Annotated in this window: 14 protein-coding genes; 10 read left to right on the top strand and 4 right to left on the bottom strand. The window is 63.1% G+C overall.

Annotated features, from left to right (window positions below; translation table 11 throughout):
• Positions 1-104: 104 nt before the first annotated feature.
• Positions 105-3,527 (bottom strand): AAA family ATPase, encoded by a 3,423-nt coding sequence (locus FURADRAFT_RS10240; protein ID WP_008954071.1) that lies wholly within the window; start codon positions 3,525-3,527, stop codon positions 105-107.
• Positions 3,524-4,744 carry an exonuclease subunit SbcD gene (gene sbcD, locus FURADRAFT_RS10235; RefSeq protein ID WP_008954070.1) on the bottom strand — a complete coding sequence of 407 codons (1,221 nt, stop codon included), beginning with the start codon at positions 4,742-4,744 and terminating at the stop codon, positions 3,524-3,526. Before sbcD ends, FURADRAFT_RS10240 begins: the two co-directional genes overlap by 4 nt.
• A gap of 223 nt (positions 4,745-4,967) precedes the next feature.
• Here sbcD and FURADRAFT_RS10230 point away from each other — a divergent pair, with 223 nt between their 5' ends.
• Together FURADRAFT_RS10230 and FURADRAFT_RS10225 are read left to right on the top strand one after the other, a co-directional pair.
• Positions 4,968-5,354 carry a cytochrome b562 gene (locus FURADRAFT_RS10230; RefSeq protein ID WP_008954069.1) on the top strand — a complete coding sequence of 129 codons (387 nt, stop codon included), beginning with the start codon at positions 4,968-4,970 and terminating at the stop codon, positions 5,352-5,354.
• Positions 5,355-5,402: 48 nt separating this feature from the next.
• Positions 5,403-5,954, top strand: coding sequence for a cytochrome b (locus FURADRAFT_RS10225; protein WP_008954068.1), 552 nt, complete (start codon positions 5,403-5,405; stop codon positions 5,952-5,954).
• Between the two features lie 96 nt (positions 5,955-6,050).
• Here the strand turns inward: FURADRAFT_RS10225 and FURADRAFT_RS10220 are convergent, their stop codons facing one another.
• Complete coding sequence (locus FURADRAFT_RS10220; RefSeq protein WP_008954067.1) at positions 6,051-6,833, bottom strand: DUF5602 domain-containing protein; 783 nt, start codon at positions 6,831-6,833, stop codon at positions 6,051-6,053.
• Between the two features lie 180 nt (positions 6,834-7,013).
• Here FURADRAFT_RS10220 and FURADRAFT_RS10215 point away from each other — a divergent pair, with 180 nt between their 5' ends.
• From FURADRAFT_RS10215 to polX, 6 genes are all read left to right on the top strand, one after another.
• Positions 7,014-7,793, top strand: a complete 780-nt coding sequence (locus tag FURADRAFT_RS10215) for a substrate-binding periplasmic protein (RefSeq protein WP_008954066.1) — start codon at positions 7,014-7,016, stop codon at positions 7,791-7,793.
• A gap of 233 nt (positions 7,794-8,026) precedes the next feature.
• Positions 8,027-9,184, top strand: coding sequence for a nitric oxide-sensing protein NosP (gene nosP, locus FURADRAFT_RS10210; RefSeq protein WP_008954065.1), 1,158 nt, complete (start codon positions 8,027-8,029; stop codon positions 9,182-9,184).
• Complete coding sequence (locus FURADRAFT_RS10205) at positions 9,174-10,313, top strand: sensor histidine kinase (protein ID WP_008954064.1); 1,140 nt, start codon at positions 9,174-9,176, stop codon at positions 10,311-10,313. The genes nosP and FURADRAFT_RS10205 overlap by 11 nt, the downstream gene beginning before the upstream one ends.
• A gap of 212 nt (positions 10,314-10,525) precedes the next feature.
• Positions 10,526-11,065: a hypothetical protein gene (locus FURADRAFT_RS10200; protein ID WP_008954063.1), complete on the top strand. Its 540-nt coding sequence runs from the start codon at positions 10,526-10,528 to the stop codon at positions 11,063-11,065.
• Between the two features lie 46 nt (positions 11,066-11,111).
• On the top strand, positions 11,112-11,657 hold the full coding sequence (locus tag FURADRAFT_RS10195) for an HPF/RaiA family ribosome-associated protein (protein WP_008954062.1): 546 nt from the start codon (positions 11,112-11,114) through the stop codon (positions 11,655-11,657).
• Between the two features lie 14 nt (positions 11,658-11,671).
• Positions 11,672-13,393, top strand: a complete 1,722-nt coding sequence (polX, locus tag FURADRAFT_RS10190; protein ID WP_008954061.1) for a DNA polymerase/3'-5' exonuclease PolX — start codon at positions 11,672-11,674, stop codon at positions 13,391-13,393.
• A gap of 25 nt (positions 13,394-13,418) precedes the next feature.
• Here the strand turns inward: polX and FURADRAFT_RS10185 are convergent, their stop codons facing one another.
• Positions 13,419-15,170: a methyl-accepting chemotaxis protein gene (locus tag FURADRAFT_RS10185; RefSeq protein WP_236261571.1), complete on the bottom strand. Its 1,752-nt coding sequence runs from the start codon at positions 15,168-15,170 to the stop codon at positions 13,419-13,421.
• A 462-nt stretch (positions 15,171-15,632) separates the two neighbouring features.
• Here FURADRAFT_RS10185 and FURADRAFT_RS10180 point away from each other — a divergent pair, with 462 nt between their 5' ends.
• Positions 15,633-17,300 (top strand): alkaline phosphatase D family protein, encoded by a 1,668-nt coding sequence (locus FURADRAFT_RS10180; RefSeq protein WP_008954059.1) that lies wholly within the window; start codon positions 15,633-15,635, stop codon positions 17,298-17,300.
• Positions 17,301-17,719: 419 nt separating this feature from the next.
• Positions 17,720-18,037 carry an Lpp/OprI family alanine-zipper lipoprotein gene (locus FURADRAFT_RS10175; protein ID WP_008954058.1) on the top strand — a complete coding sequence of 106 codons (318 nt, stop codon included), beginning with the start codon at positions 17,720-17,722 and terminating at the stop codon, positions 18,035-18,037.
• Positions 18,038-18,039 lie beyond the last annotated feature (2 nt).

Raw genomic sequence — 18,039 nt, 5'->3', positions numbered from 1 at the left:
CTCGCGCCCTTGCCGCGCGGCGTTCAAGAAGCCCGGTCCGGTGACCGGGCTTTTTGTTTGCCTGATGCCACCCACCCTTTCGTGACAGGCCGCGCGGGCGGCCGTCAGGCGGCGATCTCGATGCGGGAAGCCCCCAGCCCGCTCGCCTTGCGGATGACGATCTGCACCGCGATGCGCTCCTGCATGCCAGCCACGTGGCTGATCACCCCGATGGACTTGCCGCTGGAGTTGATGGCGTCCAGCGCATCCAGCGCCACTTCCAGCGTTTCACCGTCCAGCGTGCCGAAGCCTTCGTCGAGGAACAGCGAGTCGATCGAGGTCTTGTGGCTGACCAGGTCGGACAACGCCAAGGCGAGCGCCAGGCTGACCAGGAAACTCTCGCCGCCCGACAGCGTACGGGTGTCGCGCGTGACGTCGGCCTGCCAGGTATCGACGATTTCCAGCTCCAGTTCACCGGTCGGCTTGCGCTGCAGCAGATAGCGGCCGTGCAGCCGTTCGAGATGGCGGTTGGCCAGGTGCATCAGGTGGTCCAGCGTCAGCCCTTGGGCAAATTTGCGGAATTTGTCGCCCTCTTTCGAGCCGATGAGGCTGTTGAGCCGCTGCCAGATGTCCACGTCGGCCGCCTGCTGCTCGATCTGCTGGAACAGCGCCTGCTGGCCTTGCCGGCGCAGGGCGTCGTCGTTGAGCAGCGCCTGCAGGGCGCCTTGCTGGCTGGAGAGGGCCTGCCGCTGCGCGTCGAGCGTGGCGAGGGCGGCGTCCAGTTCCGCCAGGGCGAGCGGGGTGCGGGCCTGCTGTTGCAGGGCAAGCAAGGTCGCGGTGGCGGTGTGGAGCACGGCCTGGCGATGTTCCACCGCTTGCTGAAGTTGCTGGCGCAGGGTTTGCAGCCGCTGGCGTTCTTCGCCCGGCAGCAGGGCTTGCCGGAAGGCGTCGCCATCGGCAAACGGGCTGGCCGCCAGCGCTGCCAGCCAGGCGGTTTCGGCGTCGACGCCTTGCCGTTGCTGCGCGTGCAGGTCTGCCTCCAGTTGGGCGTGCTGGCCTTGCAGGCTGGCGATCTGCGCGGACAACGCCTCTACCCGCTCGGCGCAGCGCGCGAGCGCCGCCTCGTCGGTCACCCCGTCGGCCCGGTGGCAGGGAGCCTCGACGCCCAGCTTGCGCCAGCGCGCCTGCCAGACCTGAGCCAGCTTGGCCGCCTGTTCGCTGCGCGCCTGCTGCTTGAGCAGCTCGGCTTCTTGCTGTTGTTGCTCCCGCTGTTTGGCCTGCCATGTCTGCCAGTCTTGCTGGCGCTCGGCCAGCCAGTGGGCCATATCGTTTGCAACCGTGAATCCGGCAGCGGCGATGGCGGCCAGCAGGCGCTCGCTGGCTTGCTGTGCGGCGCGTGAGGCGACGTCCCGCTGTTGTTGCAGCTCGGCCAGGCGCTTGGCCGCATGGGCCTGGCTTTGCTGCAGCAATTCGTGCTGCTGGGCGGCTTCCTGCCGTTGCGCGGCGGACTGCGCCTCTTGCTGCTGGGCTTCGGCCAACCTTTGCTGTGCCGTTTCGGCCTGCTGCAGCGTGGTCTTGAGGGCGGCTTCCTGCTGCTCCGCCGTGGTCAGCCCTTGCTGCAAGGAGGATTCGTGCTGCCACTCGTTATCGCTCAGGCCGAGCGGAGCGGCCCTGGCGTTCCACTCGGCCTGGGCGAGCTGGAGCGATTGCGCCAGCGCCGCGAGGGACTGTTGCTGCTGTTCCTGCCGGCCGGTCAGACTGGCGAGCTGGCCCTTGGCGGCGTTTCCGGTTTCTTCGAGCCGCTGCAGCGCGGCTTCCTTGTCCTGCAGGGCGCGTTCGGTCGCGGAGCTGTCCAGTTGCTGATAGGACTGGATGCCGGGGTGTTCGTGCGAGCCGCACAAGGGGCAGGCCTCGCCCGGCTGCAACGCGGCCCGGTGCGCTTCCAGGCTCTGGATGCGCTGCTCTTGCAGCAGCAGCTTGCGCTTGTCGTCCACCTGCTCTTTCAGCTGCCGGTAGTCGCGGCGCAGGGCGTCCAGCCCGGTTTGCTGTTCGGCCAACTGTTGGTGGGTGTCGGCAAGGCTGGTTTCCTGTTGCACACGCTGGGCGGCGAGCTGGCGCAGCTGCGTTGCCTGCTGGGCCAGCTGCCGCCATGCCTGCAGCTGTTCCTGCATGCGCTGCCAGCTGTCGCGCAGGCCCGCCAGCGTCTGGCCTTGCAGCAGCGCGGCCGCCTGGCGCTCGGCTTCTTGCGTGGCTTGCCGGCTTTGTTCGTGGCGGGCGGTGGCTTGCTGCAAGGCCTGTACTTGTCGGGCCAGGCGGGTTTCGATGTCGGCCAGTTCACCCTGCTGCGCCTGCTGCTGGGTTTGCAGTTGCTGCACCGCCTGTTGAGCTTGCTGAATCTGGCCGTACTCGCTCTGCCAGCCGCTCAGTTTCTCGCCCAGCCCGGCAAAGTGGGCGTGCCGTGCCAGCCACGCCTGGCTGGCCTGGAGTTCGTCCTGCACGGCCTGGCCGCGCTGCTGCTCGCGTGCCGCCAAACCCTCGGCAATAGTTGTAGCCTGCCAGTGGGCCGACACCGACTGCTGCCGACTGGCGGCAAGCTGCTCTTGCACCCGCTCCAGGGCGCTCCGGGTCTGGCCTTGCCGGGCCATCTCGTCCTGCCACGCCAGGTAGACGGGGCGGACCGCCTCGGCCGGATCGCTCCGTTGCAGCCGTTGCAGTTCCGGCTCGGCCTGACGGAGTGCGTCCTGGGCGGCCTGTGCGGCGGACTGGGCTTGCTCTTCGGCCAACTCGGCCTGGCCCACTTCATAACGCCACTGGCGCAGGGCCCGGGTTTGCTCCTGTTCGGCGTGCAGCGCAGTCAACTGCTGCGTGAGTTCGCCGATTTGCTCTTGCATCGCCTGCCGGCGCTCTTCGGGCAGCAGTTCGACCCCGTCGGCCTTGGCCCTGAGCTGATCCAGCGCCTGCTTGGCATCGCGTGCCTGCTCGAACACGCGCTGCGAAATCTGGCCGTAGATGTCGGTGCCGGTCAGCTCTTCCAGCAGTTCGGCGCGCTCGTTGGCGCTGGCGTTGAGGAAGGCGGCAAAACCGCCTTGCGCCAGCATCATCGACTTGGTGAAACGGGCAAAGTCCAGCCCGGTAATCGCCTCGATGCGCTTGAGCTTGTCGTTGATCTGGGAGGTCAGGATGTTGCCGGCGCCATCGGCCAGCTCCACCTTGGGCGCCTGCAAAGCGCCATCGGCCTTGTCGCGTGCGCGGCGCTGGCTCCAGAACGCGCGGTACACCTGCCCCTTCACCTCGAACTCCACCTCGGCCAGGCAATCCGCCGTGTGGCGCGACATGATCTCGTTGGACGAGGCCGAGATAGTCTTGAGGCGCGGGGTTTCGTGGTACAGCGCCAGGCAGATGGCATCGAGCAGCGTGGACTTGCCGGCGCCGGTGGGGCCGGTGATGGCGAACAGGCCGTTGTTCTTGAACGGCGGCTGGGTGAAGTCGATTTTCCACTCGCCCTTGAGCGAGTTGAGGTTTTTCAGACGCAGGGTCAGGATCTTCACGCCGTGCCCTCCTGCAGGCTGGTCACAATACGGCGGTAGCGTGCCTCCAGCTGTGCCTTCAGGGCCTCGTCTAGCACTTCCTGCTCCAGCCGTTTGCCGAACACGTCGAACGGCGTCAGTTCATCCAGCGTTTCTCTGGCCGCAGCCTGCAGGGCGGCGACGGCATTGCCCCGATCCCGGCGCAGGCGCAGCACTTCCACCGGCAGGCCTTCGGTCATGCTCTGGATGCGGGCTTGCAGATCCGACAGGTAATCGTCCCCCTTCACCAGCACTTCCAGCCACACCGGCTGCGCGGCACTGCCCAGTTGGACTGCCTCCTGAATCTGGCTTTCCAGTGTCTTCAAATCACCCTTGAGCGAAACCAGTTGCTGGAAGCGTGGCACGGGTAGCGCCGTCACACCCATCAGGCCGATAGTGTCGAGGTCCACCAGCAGCACTTCCTTTTGCTGGCTGGCTTCGTCAAAACTCAAGGGGATGGGCGAGCCGCTGTAGCGGATGTGTTCCAGCCCGCCCACCTTCTGCGGGCGGTGGATATGGCCCAGCGCGATGTAATCGGCCGGGGGGAAAGCGGTGGTCGGGAAGGCTTCCAGCGCGCCGACGTAGATCTCCCGCACCGATTCGCTGGCGCTGGCGCCAACGGTGGTGAGATGGCCGGTGGCGATAATCGGCAAGGGCGTGCGCAGCGCCTCGCGTTTGGCACAGGCGAGCTGGTACACGGCCTGATAGTGCCGATGGATGGCTTCCTGCAGCGAGAGCTGTTTTTCTTCCGCGCTCTGCCCGGCCTGGCTCTGCAGCACGTCGCGCGGACGGATGAACGGAATGGCGCAGACGATGGCGCCGGGCGCGCCGTCACGTTTATTCAGCACCAGAACCTGCTGGCCCAGACCCTCTTCAACGGCGGGAATGACCGTGGTACTGAGGTAGGCCAGCAAGGGCCGGCTTTCGCCCAGCGTGGCCACCGAATCGTGGTTGCCGCCCAGCAACACCAGCGCGGTGCCGGCGTTGTGCAGCTCGACCACCAGCCGGTTGTACAACTCGCGCGCGTAGCTGGGAGGAGCGCCGGTATCGAAGATGTCCCCGGCGATGACGACGGCGTCGACGGCGTGGTCACGAACCTGCCGGATCAGCCAGTCGATAAAGGCTTGGTGCTCTGCCTGACGGGTCTTGCCCATGAAGTGCTGGCCCAGATGCCAGTCAGAGGTATGGAGGATGCGCATTGGGAAGCGAAGACGTTGCAATGCGGTGGATTGTAGCAAGCCGGGGGTGCCGCATGTGTGCCGAGGCCGGCCAGTCCACCCAGGCAATCAGAACGCGGTAGGCGCCGTATGCCGGTCCGGCGGAGAAGGGATCTCCACCTTCGTCCAAAAATCGTCCTTAAGTTAGGTTTAATAACACGGACTTATGGTGTCGGGCATATCTTCCACGGCAACTGAGACCCACATGAATACCTCTCGTCAGTTCAACCGCAAAGCTGGCTTCGTGACCATTGCATTGATGGTCTCCGCATTCGCATTCTGTTCGCCGGTTCAGGCGGGTGAAGTAAAGAATGTCATGAAGGACATGAAAGTCGCCATGAAAGGTGCCATGAACAGCACCTCCATTCCGGAATTTTCTCAATATGCCAATCGGCTGCAGGTCGATGCGACCAAGGCCAGCAAGCTTCAATACAAAAGCGACGCTGAAACCTACCGCAAGGGGATGCAGGAGCTGCAACAAGAGCTTAACGTCGTCAACCAGGCCGTTCGCGCCAATGATTTGAAGGCAGCAAAAGCCGCCTTGCAAAAAATCAATGTCAGCAAAAAGCATTACCACGACTTGCTGACCTAAGCCTTGATTGAGCCCATCAGCAAAACATCAAACTCAGGAGTCACGTCCATGTCGGCCTTGTCGACCAAGAAATACCCGCTATCTGTTAGCCTTCTTCATTGGCTGGTAGCCATTGCCATCATAGGAAACCTGGCCATTGGCTGGATGCTCGACGACAACATGGACTTGATGTCGTTGCATAAATCGATAGGCGCCAGCGTTTTGATCCTGGCCGTGCTGCGAGTACTGAATAAGCGGATTCACCGCCGCGCCCTGCCCCCGTCGATCAATACCAAGGGATCGAAACAGTACCTAGCCGAAAAAGCAGTACATGGCCTGTTGTACCTCAGCATGCTGGGTATTCCGGTATTGGGCTGGCTCAAAACGAATGCAGCAGGTCATGCGGTTAGCGTGTTTGGTCTGTTCGACCTGCCCACCTTGCTGGAAAAGAACCGAGCCCTGTCACCTCTGTTTGGGGATATGCATTCTGCCGCCGCAGCGGGCTTCGCCGTATTGCTGGGCCTGCATGTATCCGGGGCACTGATGCACGCGGTGCTCAAATCCGAAAACGTACTGCGCCGTATCCTACCGTTTTCTTTGGCCAAAGAAACTCGTCGCTAAAAGCATCAAGCCCGCCTCTTGGCGGGCTGATGGTTCTGATCTCTTGATGCGAGGGACGGCAGGGACGCGCCTCGCACGCCCCCTTGGCACAAACCTCTATTGCAAGTCTGCCAGCGTCACTTCGTAGCTCTTCCTGGCCTGGTCGTATTTGACGCTGTAGCTGGAAGGATAGAGTCCTTGCTTGCTGTAGCTTGCCGGCCTCGGGATGGGGGCCGAGAAATTGGGTTGAGACTCGAGGAACGAGAGTGTGGCCATGGGCTCGAGGAAGGTCAGCTTCTTGTCGTGGTAGCCGTAAATGAAGGTGGCCGTGAACGGCTGCCCCTGGAACTCCGGCGAGTGCGGGTTGACCGCGTGTACGCCCATCCCGGGCACGGCGGTGCCCGGAGGCACGATATAACCGGCGGGCAGTCCTTCGGCTGGCGGCTGCTGGGACGGATCGCCGGATTCGCCCTCATTCTTGAACGTCACCTTCATCCGTTTGGAAGGATTGACCAGGTAGAAATGGAAGTCGAAATGCGGCACGTCATACACCTTGGGTGGCGGATGGCCGGTAGATTCCCAGTCGATCACCACGTGGTCGACCACCGTCCTGGGACCTTTCCTTGGCATGCCGAGCTGATAGGGGAAATCGGCACGCCCGCCCGCCGCTGCAGCAGGCAGCCCTTGCAGCGCGGTCTCGGTGAAGACCAGGCCGATCGAGATCGGCTTGCCGCTGGCGTCCGTGCGTACCACGGTATGGGCCTGGCCCTGCCCGATGCGCACCGGTTTCCCTTCGTATACGGCCTCCTTGGCCTGCGCCCATCCGGCGGCCATTGCCATGATGGCGACCATCGCAAGGGTCAAGGGCGGTGACTTGCTGAGTGCATGCATTCCCATCATTCTTCTCACTCCCTGAAGTGGATAAACGGATTGCCGTCCGCTCGGCGGCCAACAACTGGTGTGCTTGCATCTTAGTGAAGCATGCCGCCTTTTTCAGGGCGAAAGCGGTACTCGCACCGTGAGCTAAGCTGAAGTACCCGCAACCGCCGCCGCCCTCCTGCCCTGATTCGTCAGACCCATATGAACACCCTGCTCCGTGCCTTGATGGCTTTGTTGTGCTTGCCCGCCCTGCCGCTGGCGGCCGTGTCGGCACCGAGTATCAGGCTCGCTTCGGATAATTGGTGCCCTTACATCTGCGCCCAGGACAGTACGATTACCGGCGGCTTCCTGGTGGAGCTGACCGGGCAGATCGTGTCCGCGGCCGGTTATCGGCTGGAGTCGTTGCTGATGCCCTTGAATCGGGCGATGACGTTGGCCGAAGAACGGGATATCGACGGTGTTTACGCCGCCCCCATCGATGACCGGCTGCTCCTGAGCCGGCCTCTGGCCTTTTCGCGCGCCTGCTTCTATACCCTGCAGCACAGCACGTGGCGCTACACCGGGCAGGCCTCGCTGCGGGCGGTGCCGCTCGGGGTCATTGCCGACTACGGTTATGATGGCGGCGCGTTTGACGCCTACCTCCAGGCTCGCCGGCACGCCGCGGCTTCACTGCTTGATTTCAATAGAGGCCAGAACGCCGGCGAGACCAATCTCAATAAGCTGCTGACCGGGCGATACCCGGTGGCGGTTGAGCATGAAGCCGTGATGCGCCATCTCGTCCTGAGTCAAAAGGTACCCCCCGAACGGGTTCGTAACGCCGGCTGCCTGGAGGGGCGATTGAAGCTGGTGATCGGCATTGGCAAAAACAACCCGAGAGCGCGACAACTGATTGGCGCCATCGATGATGGAATGGGCAAGATCAGGGCATCGGGCCAGCTCGACCACCTGCGGAAAAAGTACCATCTCGATCCATCGCCCTAAGCCCAGCGCGTTTGTCCACGCATGTCAGAAACATGGCACACGCGGTGAACGTTGCACTTATAAAGAAGAGAGACGCCTCCATCGGGAGCGCGCCCTCAGGTCAGGTGAGGTGATCGTTCAGCTCACGCTCAGCGGCCGATTGGACACCCCCGATCACACAGCGCTGCTTCTCCGCGGCTTCTGTCATCTCGGGACGAACGGGAGCCAACGCGACTTACAAAGGGCAAGTCATCGTGAGCATTCCAAACACCATCCGCACCGCACAATCGCGCGTCGGCGATGCTCGGGCGGCCGTGCGGGAGTTCTACGCCGGGGTCTGCCAGCCCGGGATGGCACTGGTCGTGTTTTTCTGTTCCAGCGATTACGACCTCGACGCGCTGGCGGACGAAATGACGAAGCTGTTTCAAGGTGTCACGGTGGTTGGCTGTACCGCCGCCGGAGAGATCGGGCCCGTCGGCTACCACGATCTAGGGCTGACCGGCGCCAGCTTTCCCGCGGCGTCATGCACCGCGGTGTCAGGCCGCATCGGCGACTTGCAGCACTTCCAGATCGGCGAAGGTGCCGCCTTCGTGCAGCCCCTGCTGCAGCAACTGGAGGCCGCGGCACCGGCAGTCGGCCCGGAGAACTGTTTCTCGTTCCTGCTCATCGACGGCTTGTCGCGCCGGGAAGAACCGGTGGCGCGCGCCCTGCAGGATGCGCTCGGCGCGATAACGCTTTTCGGAGGGTCGGCCGGTGACAACCTCAAGCTGACCCGCACCTGGGTATTCCACAATGGGGCCTTTCACTCCGACAGCGCCGTCCTGCTGCTGGTCAGCACCCGCTTGCCCTTCAAAATCTTCAAGACCCAGCATTTCGTCAGCGAGGAAGAACGGTTGGTCGTGACCGAAGCGGATGCCAACCAGCGCATCGTCCGGGAAATCAATGGCCTGCCCGCCGCCGAGGAATACGCCCGGGTCGTCGGCGTAGCCGTGGGGGATCTCAACCCGATGCGCTTTGCCGCCTCGCCGGTGGTGGTGACCATCGACGGCACCGACTATGTCCGTTCGATCCAGCGCGCCAACCCGGATGGCAGCCTGACCTTTTTCTGCGCCATCGACGAAGGCCTGGTGTTGCGCGTCGTGCGCGGCGTCGACCTGCTGGGCAATCTCGAGCGCACCTTCGGCACGATCCGCGCCGAAATCGGCCCGTTCCAGCTGGTCCTGGCCTGCGATTGCATCCTGCGCAACCTGGAGATGACTCAAAGCGGGGCGAAAGACGCCGTGGCGGAGCTGCTGCGCAAAAACCATGTCGTCGGCTTCAGCACCTACGGCGAGCAATACCACGGCGTGCACGTCAACCAGACGCTGACCGGCATTGCTCTGGGTTACCCGCGAGAAGGCCATGCCCCCTGACAAAACGCCCCGGGATGACCGCGACATCCGCGGCGAAGACGCGCTCCGGGCTGAAATCACCCGTCTCAACAAGGTCGTCACGGCCCTGATGAACCGCGCCGAACGGGGGATGAGCACCCAGGGCTCCGATTTTGGCCTGTTCCAGACCGCGGTGATGCTGGAAGACCAGGTGCACGAGCGCACCAAGGAGTTGGAAGCGGCCCTGCACGAGAACGAAAAAATCAATCGCGCCCTGCATCGCGCCCAAGAGCAGATGGAGCGCGAGATCGAACAACGCAAGGAAGCCAACGAAGCGCTGGAGCGTGAAAAAGAAGAGCAGAAGTTGCTCATCGCCCAAGTGAAACAGGCGATGAATCAACTGGTTCAGGCCGAAAAGCTGGCTTCGCTCGGCAGCCTAGTGGCCGGCGTGGCCCATGAACTGAATACACCGCTTGGCATCGGGGTGACCGTAGCGTCATCGCTCAAGGCGATGATCGACCCCCTCTTGGCGCAAGTCGCTGCCGGCACACTGCGCAAGCAGGCTCTGCTCGATTTTCTCGCCCGCAGCGGCGAAGCGGTGGCGTTGCTGGAAAACAACCTGCAGCGCGCCACCAACCTGATCGGCACCTTCAAGGAGGTGGCGGTCGACCAAACCAGCATGCGGCGCCGTCGTTTCGACCTGCGCCAGGCCATCGACGAAGTGCTGATGACGCTGCGGCCCAAGTTGAAACACACCGCACATCGGCTGGACGTCACCGTCGCCACCGGCATCACGCTCGACAGCTACCCGGGGCCGATCGAGCAGATCATTTCCAACCTCGTCACCAACACTCTGCTGCACGGCTTCGAAGGCATCGACTCGGGAACGATCCGGATCGAGGCCAAGCCCGATCAGGATCAGGTCACCCTCGCTTATTCGGACGACGGCATCGGGATGAACGAGGCCACGGCCAAGCACGCTTTTGACCCTTTTTTCACCACCAAACTGGGCATGGGCGGCAGCGGGCTCGGCTTGTACATCGTCTACAACCTGGCGACCGCCGTGCTGGGCGGCAGCATCAGCGTGTCGAGCGCGCCGGGACAGGGGGCGCGCTTTGAACTGGTGCTGCCACTCACCGCGCCCGTGGCGCCCTCCCCGAGCGAGCGCTGAAGTCCAACGGGCTGACTCCTGATTCGGAGAGGCCGCCGCTTCTACGTGGATGGGCCCGACGGCAGGGGCCTCCTGTCATATACCCAATCTGGCGCACACCGGCCGTCTGAAAGCTAAACTAAAAATACAGTCAAGGCTCACAAGAAAATACTGCGCCGGCGGGTGGGGCGTCGGGACAACCTCGACACGGCGACGGTGAAAGGCCACACGAGATGAAACGCCACGAAGCTGAAACGTATCTCGCCTTTTCCCCCGGGGAGCGCGGCCTGCTGTGCGCCATGCTCTACACCACCACCGAGCGCCACGTCATGGGCTGGTTCACCGGGGCCAAGGGCGCGCATTTCCACCGTGCCTTTTTCCTGCTGGAAGATTTCTTCACCGACGAACCGCAGCGTTTTCTCGCCACCAAGGACGGCGACCTCTACGGCGGCTGGGTGTACGACTACAGCCGTGGCCACCCCAGGCTGCAGGAGCCGATTCTGATCGACGACGACATCGGCCGCACGCTGGAAGCCTTGCAAGCCGATTTCGCCACCGAATGGCTGTTCTACCTCGACACGCCCGGCTACGAGGAAGACCTTGCCCGCTACCGGGCCGAAGGACTGCCGCTGCACGAAGTCAACATCCGCCACAAGCGCCTGGCGCGGCTGGATCACGGCGGCCATCCCTGGGAGCACATTTCCCCCAATACCGACATGAACATCCTCGACTACATCCAGGAATACTGGCCGCTGGATTACCGGCTGCCCTGAGCCCTTTTGCCCTGCGCTACACGCGACAACACAGAGGAGAGCAAGCATGGCCTGTCTGCTGCAAATCAACTACGAAAACCTTCCCGAATCCGAAGCCCTTTCAACCCATATCCAGCAGAAGCTGGAAAAGCTGGAACAGTTTTTCCCACGCCTCATCGGCTGCAACGTCACCGTCGGCTTACCGCACCGCCACTCCAACCAGGGCGAGCACTACTTCGTGCAGATCGACATGACAGCGCCTGGCACCGAAGTCGTCAGCAACCGGCAGAACCATGAAGATGTCTATGTGGCCTTGCGCGACGCCTTCGACGCCGCACGGCGCATGCTGGAAGACCATGTCCGTATCCGGCGCGGCGAGACCAAGCAGCATATGGAGCCCACTCACGGCACCGTGGCACGCCTGCTCGACGGCTTCGGATTCATCGAGGGCGAGGACGGCAACGACTACTATTTCTCGGCCGAGAATCTCGTCGACCAAGCATTCGACAAACTCAGTGAAGGCATGGCGGTGAAGTTTCTTCCCGAAGCAGCGCAAGAGGGCTGGCAAGCCAAGCGTGTCAGCACCGGCAAGCAACGCAACCACCCTGCCTGAGCGATTACCCCGCCATGCCCTTGCACAACGTCAGGGTGAGCCAGGTTTTCGAGGAAATTGCCGATCTTCTGGAGATTGAAGAGGCCAACCCGTTCCGTATCCGCGCCTACCGCAATGCGGCCCGCACTCTGGGCGAATACCACCAGGAGCTGGCCGCACTGGTGGCACAAGGGCTGCCTTTGCCCAAGCTGCCCGGCATCGGCGCGGATCTGGGCGCCAAGATCGTCGAGATCGCCCATACCGGCACCTGCGCGCTTCTCGATCGGCTGCGCGGCGAGGTGCCGCCGGCGGTGGCCTATTTGCTGTCGATACCCGGTCTGGGCCCGAAACGGGTCCGCACCCTGTATCACGAGTTGGCGATCACCTCGCCGTCCCACCTCCAGCACGCGGCAGAACAAGGCCTGGTGCGTCAACTGCCGGGCTTTGGCCCCAAGCTGGAACAGCAGCTGTTGCAGGCGCTGGCCAAGCACCTCGACACCCATGCCCGGCTGGCGCGAGCCCGCGTGCGCCCGACCGTGGAAAAGCTGCTCGACTACCTGCGCCGCGTGCCGGGGGTACGGCAGGTCGAGGTGGCTGGCAGCTACCGGCGCCGCCGCGACACGGTCGGCGACATCGACATCCTGGTGGCCGCCACGCCAGGCTACGACGTGCCGTTTGCCTTTACCGCCCATGAAGACGTCGACGAGGTGCTGGCGCAGGGCACGACCAAGGCCAGCGTGCGCCTGCAGAACGGCCTGCAGGTGGATTTGCGCGTGGTGCGCCCGGAGAGTTTCGGCGCGGCACTGCTCTATTTCACCGGCAGCAAGGCGCACAACATCGCACTCAGGCTGATGGCGCGCGAGCGCGGCCTCAAGATCAACGAATACGGGGTGTACCGTGACGGGCAACGCATCGCCGGCGACAGCGAGGCCTCGGTCTACGCCATGCTGCACCTGCCCGTGATTCCCCCGGAGCTGCGAGAAGCGCGCGGCGAGATCGAGGCGGCACGCCACGGCAGCCTGCCCACATTGCTGACCTGGCAGGACCTGCGCGGCGATCTGCACACCCACAGCGTCGCCAGCGACGGGCAGAACAGCATCAAGGACATGGCGCTCGCCGCGCACGCGCTGGGACTGGTATATCTGGCCATTACCGATCATTCGCCGCAGCAACGCCTTGCCCGTGGGCTGAACGAGGAGCGGTTGCTAGCGCAACTGGACGAGATCGACCGGCTGCAAAGCGCCGGCGGCCTGGGCGTTACCTTGCTAAGGGGAATGGAGGTCGACATTCTGGAAGATGGCCGGCTCGATCTTTCCGCCGCGCTGCTGGACAGGCTCGACATCGTGGTCGCCGCGATGCACGACCACTTCAGTCTCTCACGCGCCAAGCAGACCAGCCGACTGTTGCGCGCACTCGACCAACGCGTGCATATCCTTGCCCACCCCACCGGACGGCTGATAGGACGACGGGCGCCGATCGCAGTCGATTTTGCCCTGGTGCTGCACCGCGCCAGAGAGGTCGGCTGTGCGCTGGAGCTCGATGCCCAGCCGCTGCGGCTGGACCTGGACGATCTGCACTGCCGCGAAGCCAAGGAGGCCGGGGTGCTGATCAGCATCAACTCCGACGCCCACAGCACAGCGGAGTTGCGCAACCTGCGCTACGGCGTGGAGCAAGCGCGACGTGGCTGGCTGGAACGGCAGGACGTGCTCAACACCCGCCCGTTGGCGCAACTGCAGACCTTCCTCAAGCGGCGCTGAGCGGTGGCATGGTGAACCGCCCTGCTCACGCCTTGTAGCGCAGCATCAGTCTTTCCAGTGTCTGCCCCAGCTCATGCAGCGATTGTGCCGCGGCCTCTGTCTCGCGCGTGCTCTCGGCGTTACGGGTAGCCGAAGCGCTGATATCGTCCATGGCCTGCGCAAGCTGGTCGATGCCGGCCAGCTGCTGCTGCGCCGAGACGGCAATCTGGGCCGCTGCCTGCGCGCTCTCGGCAATGCTCTCCGCCAACTGCCGGATCGACTCGCCGGCCGCTTTGGATTGCTTCACCCCCGATTCCACCGCCTGCGCCCCCTGCTCCGCCGTCTGCACGGCACCGCTGATCGCCTTGCCGATGTCGTTGAGGATGGACCGTACCTGTACCGTGGCTTGCTTGGACTGCTGGGCCAGGCTCCTCACCTCTTGCGCCACGACCCCGAAACCCAGCCCCTGTTCGCCGGCCTTGGCCGCTTCGATCGACGCGTTGACCGCCAGCAAATTGGATTGATCGGCCAGGTCGTTCACGGTGGCGATGATTTCGCCGATCATCATGGCATGCTCCGTCAGCTTGATCGTGCTGGCGGCAATCTGCCCCATGTGCTCGCGGATATGCAGCATCCGGGCGACGGCATCATCCACCGACTCCTGGCCGAGCTGTGATACCTGGGCGGCGCGCTGAGCGGCTTCCGACACGTGCTGAGCCTTTTCGCTGGCGACCAGCGCGGTCTGCTTGGTTTCGGCCATGGTGATGACAGCCTGGGTCACCGCGCTGGCGCTATCGGCGGCACCGGAGGCGACCTGACTGGCGCCGCTCAGAATGGTGGTAGCCGAACTCGCCAACACCGCCACGCCGCCGCTTATTTCATGATTCATCTCGCGCAGACTATCCACCATCTCTTCCAACGCCTGCCCCACACTACCCATATAGGACTGCGGGTCGACACGCACGGTCAGATCGCCCTCTGCAATGCGCTGGGCCAGCGCCATCAGCGTGGCATTCTTTTGCAGTTCGCTCTGATGCATCTGGGCGAGGCGCGCGTAGAGCATTCCGTTCTCGAGCAACAACATCAGCAGCACGAAACTGGCGGCCAGCAAGCCATAGATGCGCCCGGCATAGAAGCCCAGATCGAAGCGTCCGGCGTTGAGCATGGCGGACAGGGCGATATCGAACAGCCATGCACAGACCACCACCATCACCCACAGGTCGAGCACCGAACGCACCCGGCAGCGCCACAGCCGGACCAAGGCGAACAGACTGAAGGCCCAGACCGAGACGATGACGTAGACCATGGCCGTGGTGTAATGGTTGCCGCGCATGATTTTCGGGAGCGCGTCCTGCCCGACCGTGGCGGCCACGGTGAACGCACCCACCAAGCCGAACACGCCGGCCACCGCCAGGGGCGTAAACCGTGTCAGGCGACTGAGGCTACGCGGTTGATCCTTCAGCCAGGCGTAGGCGATCACGAACAGCGGAAACCCGGCGTGCCAGAACATATACAGCCAGGCCGTGCTTTGGGGGCCGGCCCCCAGCCATCCCCCCGGCGCAAAAAGATCGGGAAAAGTGAGCGCATGAACCGTGGCCATGCAGGCGGTAAAGAGATAGCCGCACGCCAGCACCAGTAATCCCGGGGTGCGCAAGATGCGGAACTGCCCGAACAGCAGCACCGCCGTGATCAGGTCGTTGATGACCAGCGCCGACTCGTAGACGGGAATAAAGGCCCAAACGCGCGGGAGCGGGAGCTTGGCAAACGGCACCAAGGCCAGAAATATCACGAGGGACACCAGCACCACCGTTTTGACAAGACGCCACTCACGCGGCGTCGGCAGCAACGTGGATAAATATGCCCGGCTCTCCTCGGCCACGTCTTGCACCATCACCCTCCCCCTATCCGCCGGTAAAGACCCCGCCCATGCAGCACACTTGCCGTTTTACTTGTATAGCATGGTCATGCTGTTACTGGCGTGTCGACGTGCCCGCTCCTGGGAATCGCGTAACTGTCGCCAGGCGGCACAAGATGACTGGCGTCGACTTGTCAGGGGTGGACTCAAGATGCTTTTGCCCGGGTAAACGCCGTGATGGATAGGGCGCCCCGCCCCGGGTCCGCGTGGGTTGACACCCGCTCGTCGGCGACCGCGCTGCCTTGCGGAGTGCCGGTTTTGTCCATAAAACAATGATATGCAATTGACGTTGCCATCGGCATTTGTAACGCCGTACGGCGCCAGCTGATCGATTACGAGGACACCATGGCCACCCTGCTTGATCCGACATCCAACGAACAGAAGTACAGCAAACTCACCAGTGGCGTCATTGTTGGGGCCACCACCGCCAACAGCACGCGGCTCTGGGTCCGCATCTACCAACCGGGCAAGTGGAGTCTGGTCGTCACGGCGAGCCCGCTGAGCGGCGACCTGGTACGGCTGGAAGAAAAGACGGTTCCCGCATTTCTGGCCGGCAACGGGATCGCGGCGGCCTATCTGGGCGAGCACGATTTCACGCATGACAACAGCCTGACCCACGTCTTCGACATCGCCGGCCTCAACCCGGATACCCGGTACTACTACGCGGTCATCGCCAGCGAACTGGATGCGGGCAAGGTGGCGCGCCGCACCGAAATCGGCGGCGATGCGCCGCGCCATTTCCGCACCATGCCGGAGGCTCCGTCCGAGATCGTCTTCGGCTTCTACAGCTGCCACGACCATATCAGCAACAACGGTAGCGCCGGGGCCTGGCCACACTATCTCGAACAGCTGGGAGACACCCGGGCCCATTTCTCGATCGGCGGCGGCGATCAGGTCTACGTCGACACCAACGGCAAGAATCGTTTCCTGGATATCTGGTCCTGGCTGAAGGACAACAAGAAAGCGCTGCTCGACAAGTTTGCCCTTGGCAAAGGCAAGTATGATGAGGCGGGCATCCAGCAATACCTGCTCGACATCTACCGCTGGTATTACCGCGTCTACTGGAGCGTGCCCGAGCTGCGCTCGGTCTTCGAACAAGTTCCGCAGTACATGATCTGGGACGACCACGAGATCATGGACGGCTGGGGCTCATTGACCTGGAAAGAGCGCGCGGCGCAAATCTGCTCGTTCTGGGAGGAAGAAGACAGCAAGCCCAACCTGATGCTGTTGCAATTGATGTGGAAAGCCGCCTGCCAGGCTTATTACGAATACGAGCACAGTCACAACCCCGCTACGTCCTACAACGCCGCAGACCCCGACCAATGCCAATGGGACTATGCTTTCCGCCATGGCGGCGCGGCCTTCTACGTGCTGGACATGCGCGGCCATCACGATGTCGAAAAGAACAAGGGCAAGAAAATACCCGACAAGAACATCTTGCTGGGTCAGGCCCAGTTCGACCGTTTCCGCCAGTGGCTGGGGAGCGAGGATGTGAAACAAGCCAATGCGCTGTTCATCGTCTCGCCGGTCCCGGTGGTCCATTGGGTCGATCGCCTGGTCAACTACGCCGACCTCGGCGAGGCCAAGGATGATTTCAAGGACGAGTGGGGTCACGAAACCAACCAATGGGAGCGCAATCAGCTCCTGGAAACCCTGTTCAAGAGCATCGATCAGACCGGCAAGAAAGTGGTGTTCCTCAGCGGGGACGTGCACTGTGCCTCGATCTTCAGGATTCGCCACCGTAAATTCCCCGCCGCCAAGGTCTACCATGCCACCTCGAGCGCCATCTCCCGCAAGCCGGCGCCCAAACTGAGCCTGATCGGCATCAGTTCAGGCGGCGCCATGGAGAATAACGACAATGTCTTTACCGAACGACTGTACGCCCTGACGGGGTCCAACAACTTCCTGATGGTGCGGGCGCGTCCCGGACCCAATCCGGAAATCATCATCGAATTGAACTGGGCGGGCGGCGACGAAGGCGAAATCACCAAACGCCGCATCGTGCTCGATTAAGGCAAGCCAGCGCGGATCGCCCGCCTTCTGTACCACGCGGGTCAGGGCCATTGCCGGTCACGTCCTCGTGCCATGGCCCTCTTTCCGGCAGGCGGCCATCCCGCCGTCATGACCTCCGTTTTGCGGTGCGGCGACATCCCCGTATTTCATCGTGATACGCGTGCTGTCGACCTGAACTAACATGAATTGCCACCCTCTTAGTGAAGTAGGGCCGGTTCAGCTAGTTTTCCGGTTATATATCGGCATGCATTGGCCGTAACGGTAGGCAGCCTTGCCGCGCAACCGGATGATGCTCCCACCGAACCGGCCAGCTAGTGGGGCGGGTCCGCCCCGGCGGGTGCCTTGACGCCCAGTATCGGTTGTTTTTCGGCGAACGGAGCACTCGCTTTATCCTGTCTTGAAGTTGAAGGAGGAAAGCCATGTTCCGATCACGTTCCGTTCGCACTTCCGTACTGACTTCGTTACTGGGGGCATCCCTGCTGTTGCTGGGCGGCTGTGCCAGTTCAGGGGATGTCGACAAGCTGCGCGCCGATGTCGCCCGTGCCCAGCAGACCGCCGATCAGGCGATGAAAGCGGCAGCCTCTGCCCAGGCCTCGGCCGACAACGCCGGCCAGAAAGCCGACCAGGCGATGACGGTGGCGAACCAGGCCAACCAGACCGCCAACCAGGCCAACCAGACGGCCACCGATGCCAATCAGCGGCTGGATCGGATGTTCAAAAAAACCATGATGAAGTAGAC

This window comes from Pseudogulbenkiania ferrooxidans 2002 (assembly GCF_000174355.1).
GTDB classification, from domain to species: domain Bacteria; phylum Pseudomonadota; class Gammaproteobacteria; order Burkholderiales; family Chromobacteriaceae; genus Pseudogulbenkiania; species Pseudogulbenkiania ferrooxidans.
Note: the sequence above shows the minus strand (reverse complement) of the source record. Positions and strands in the feature narration are given on the sequence as shown.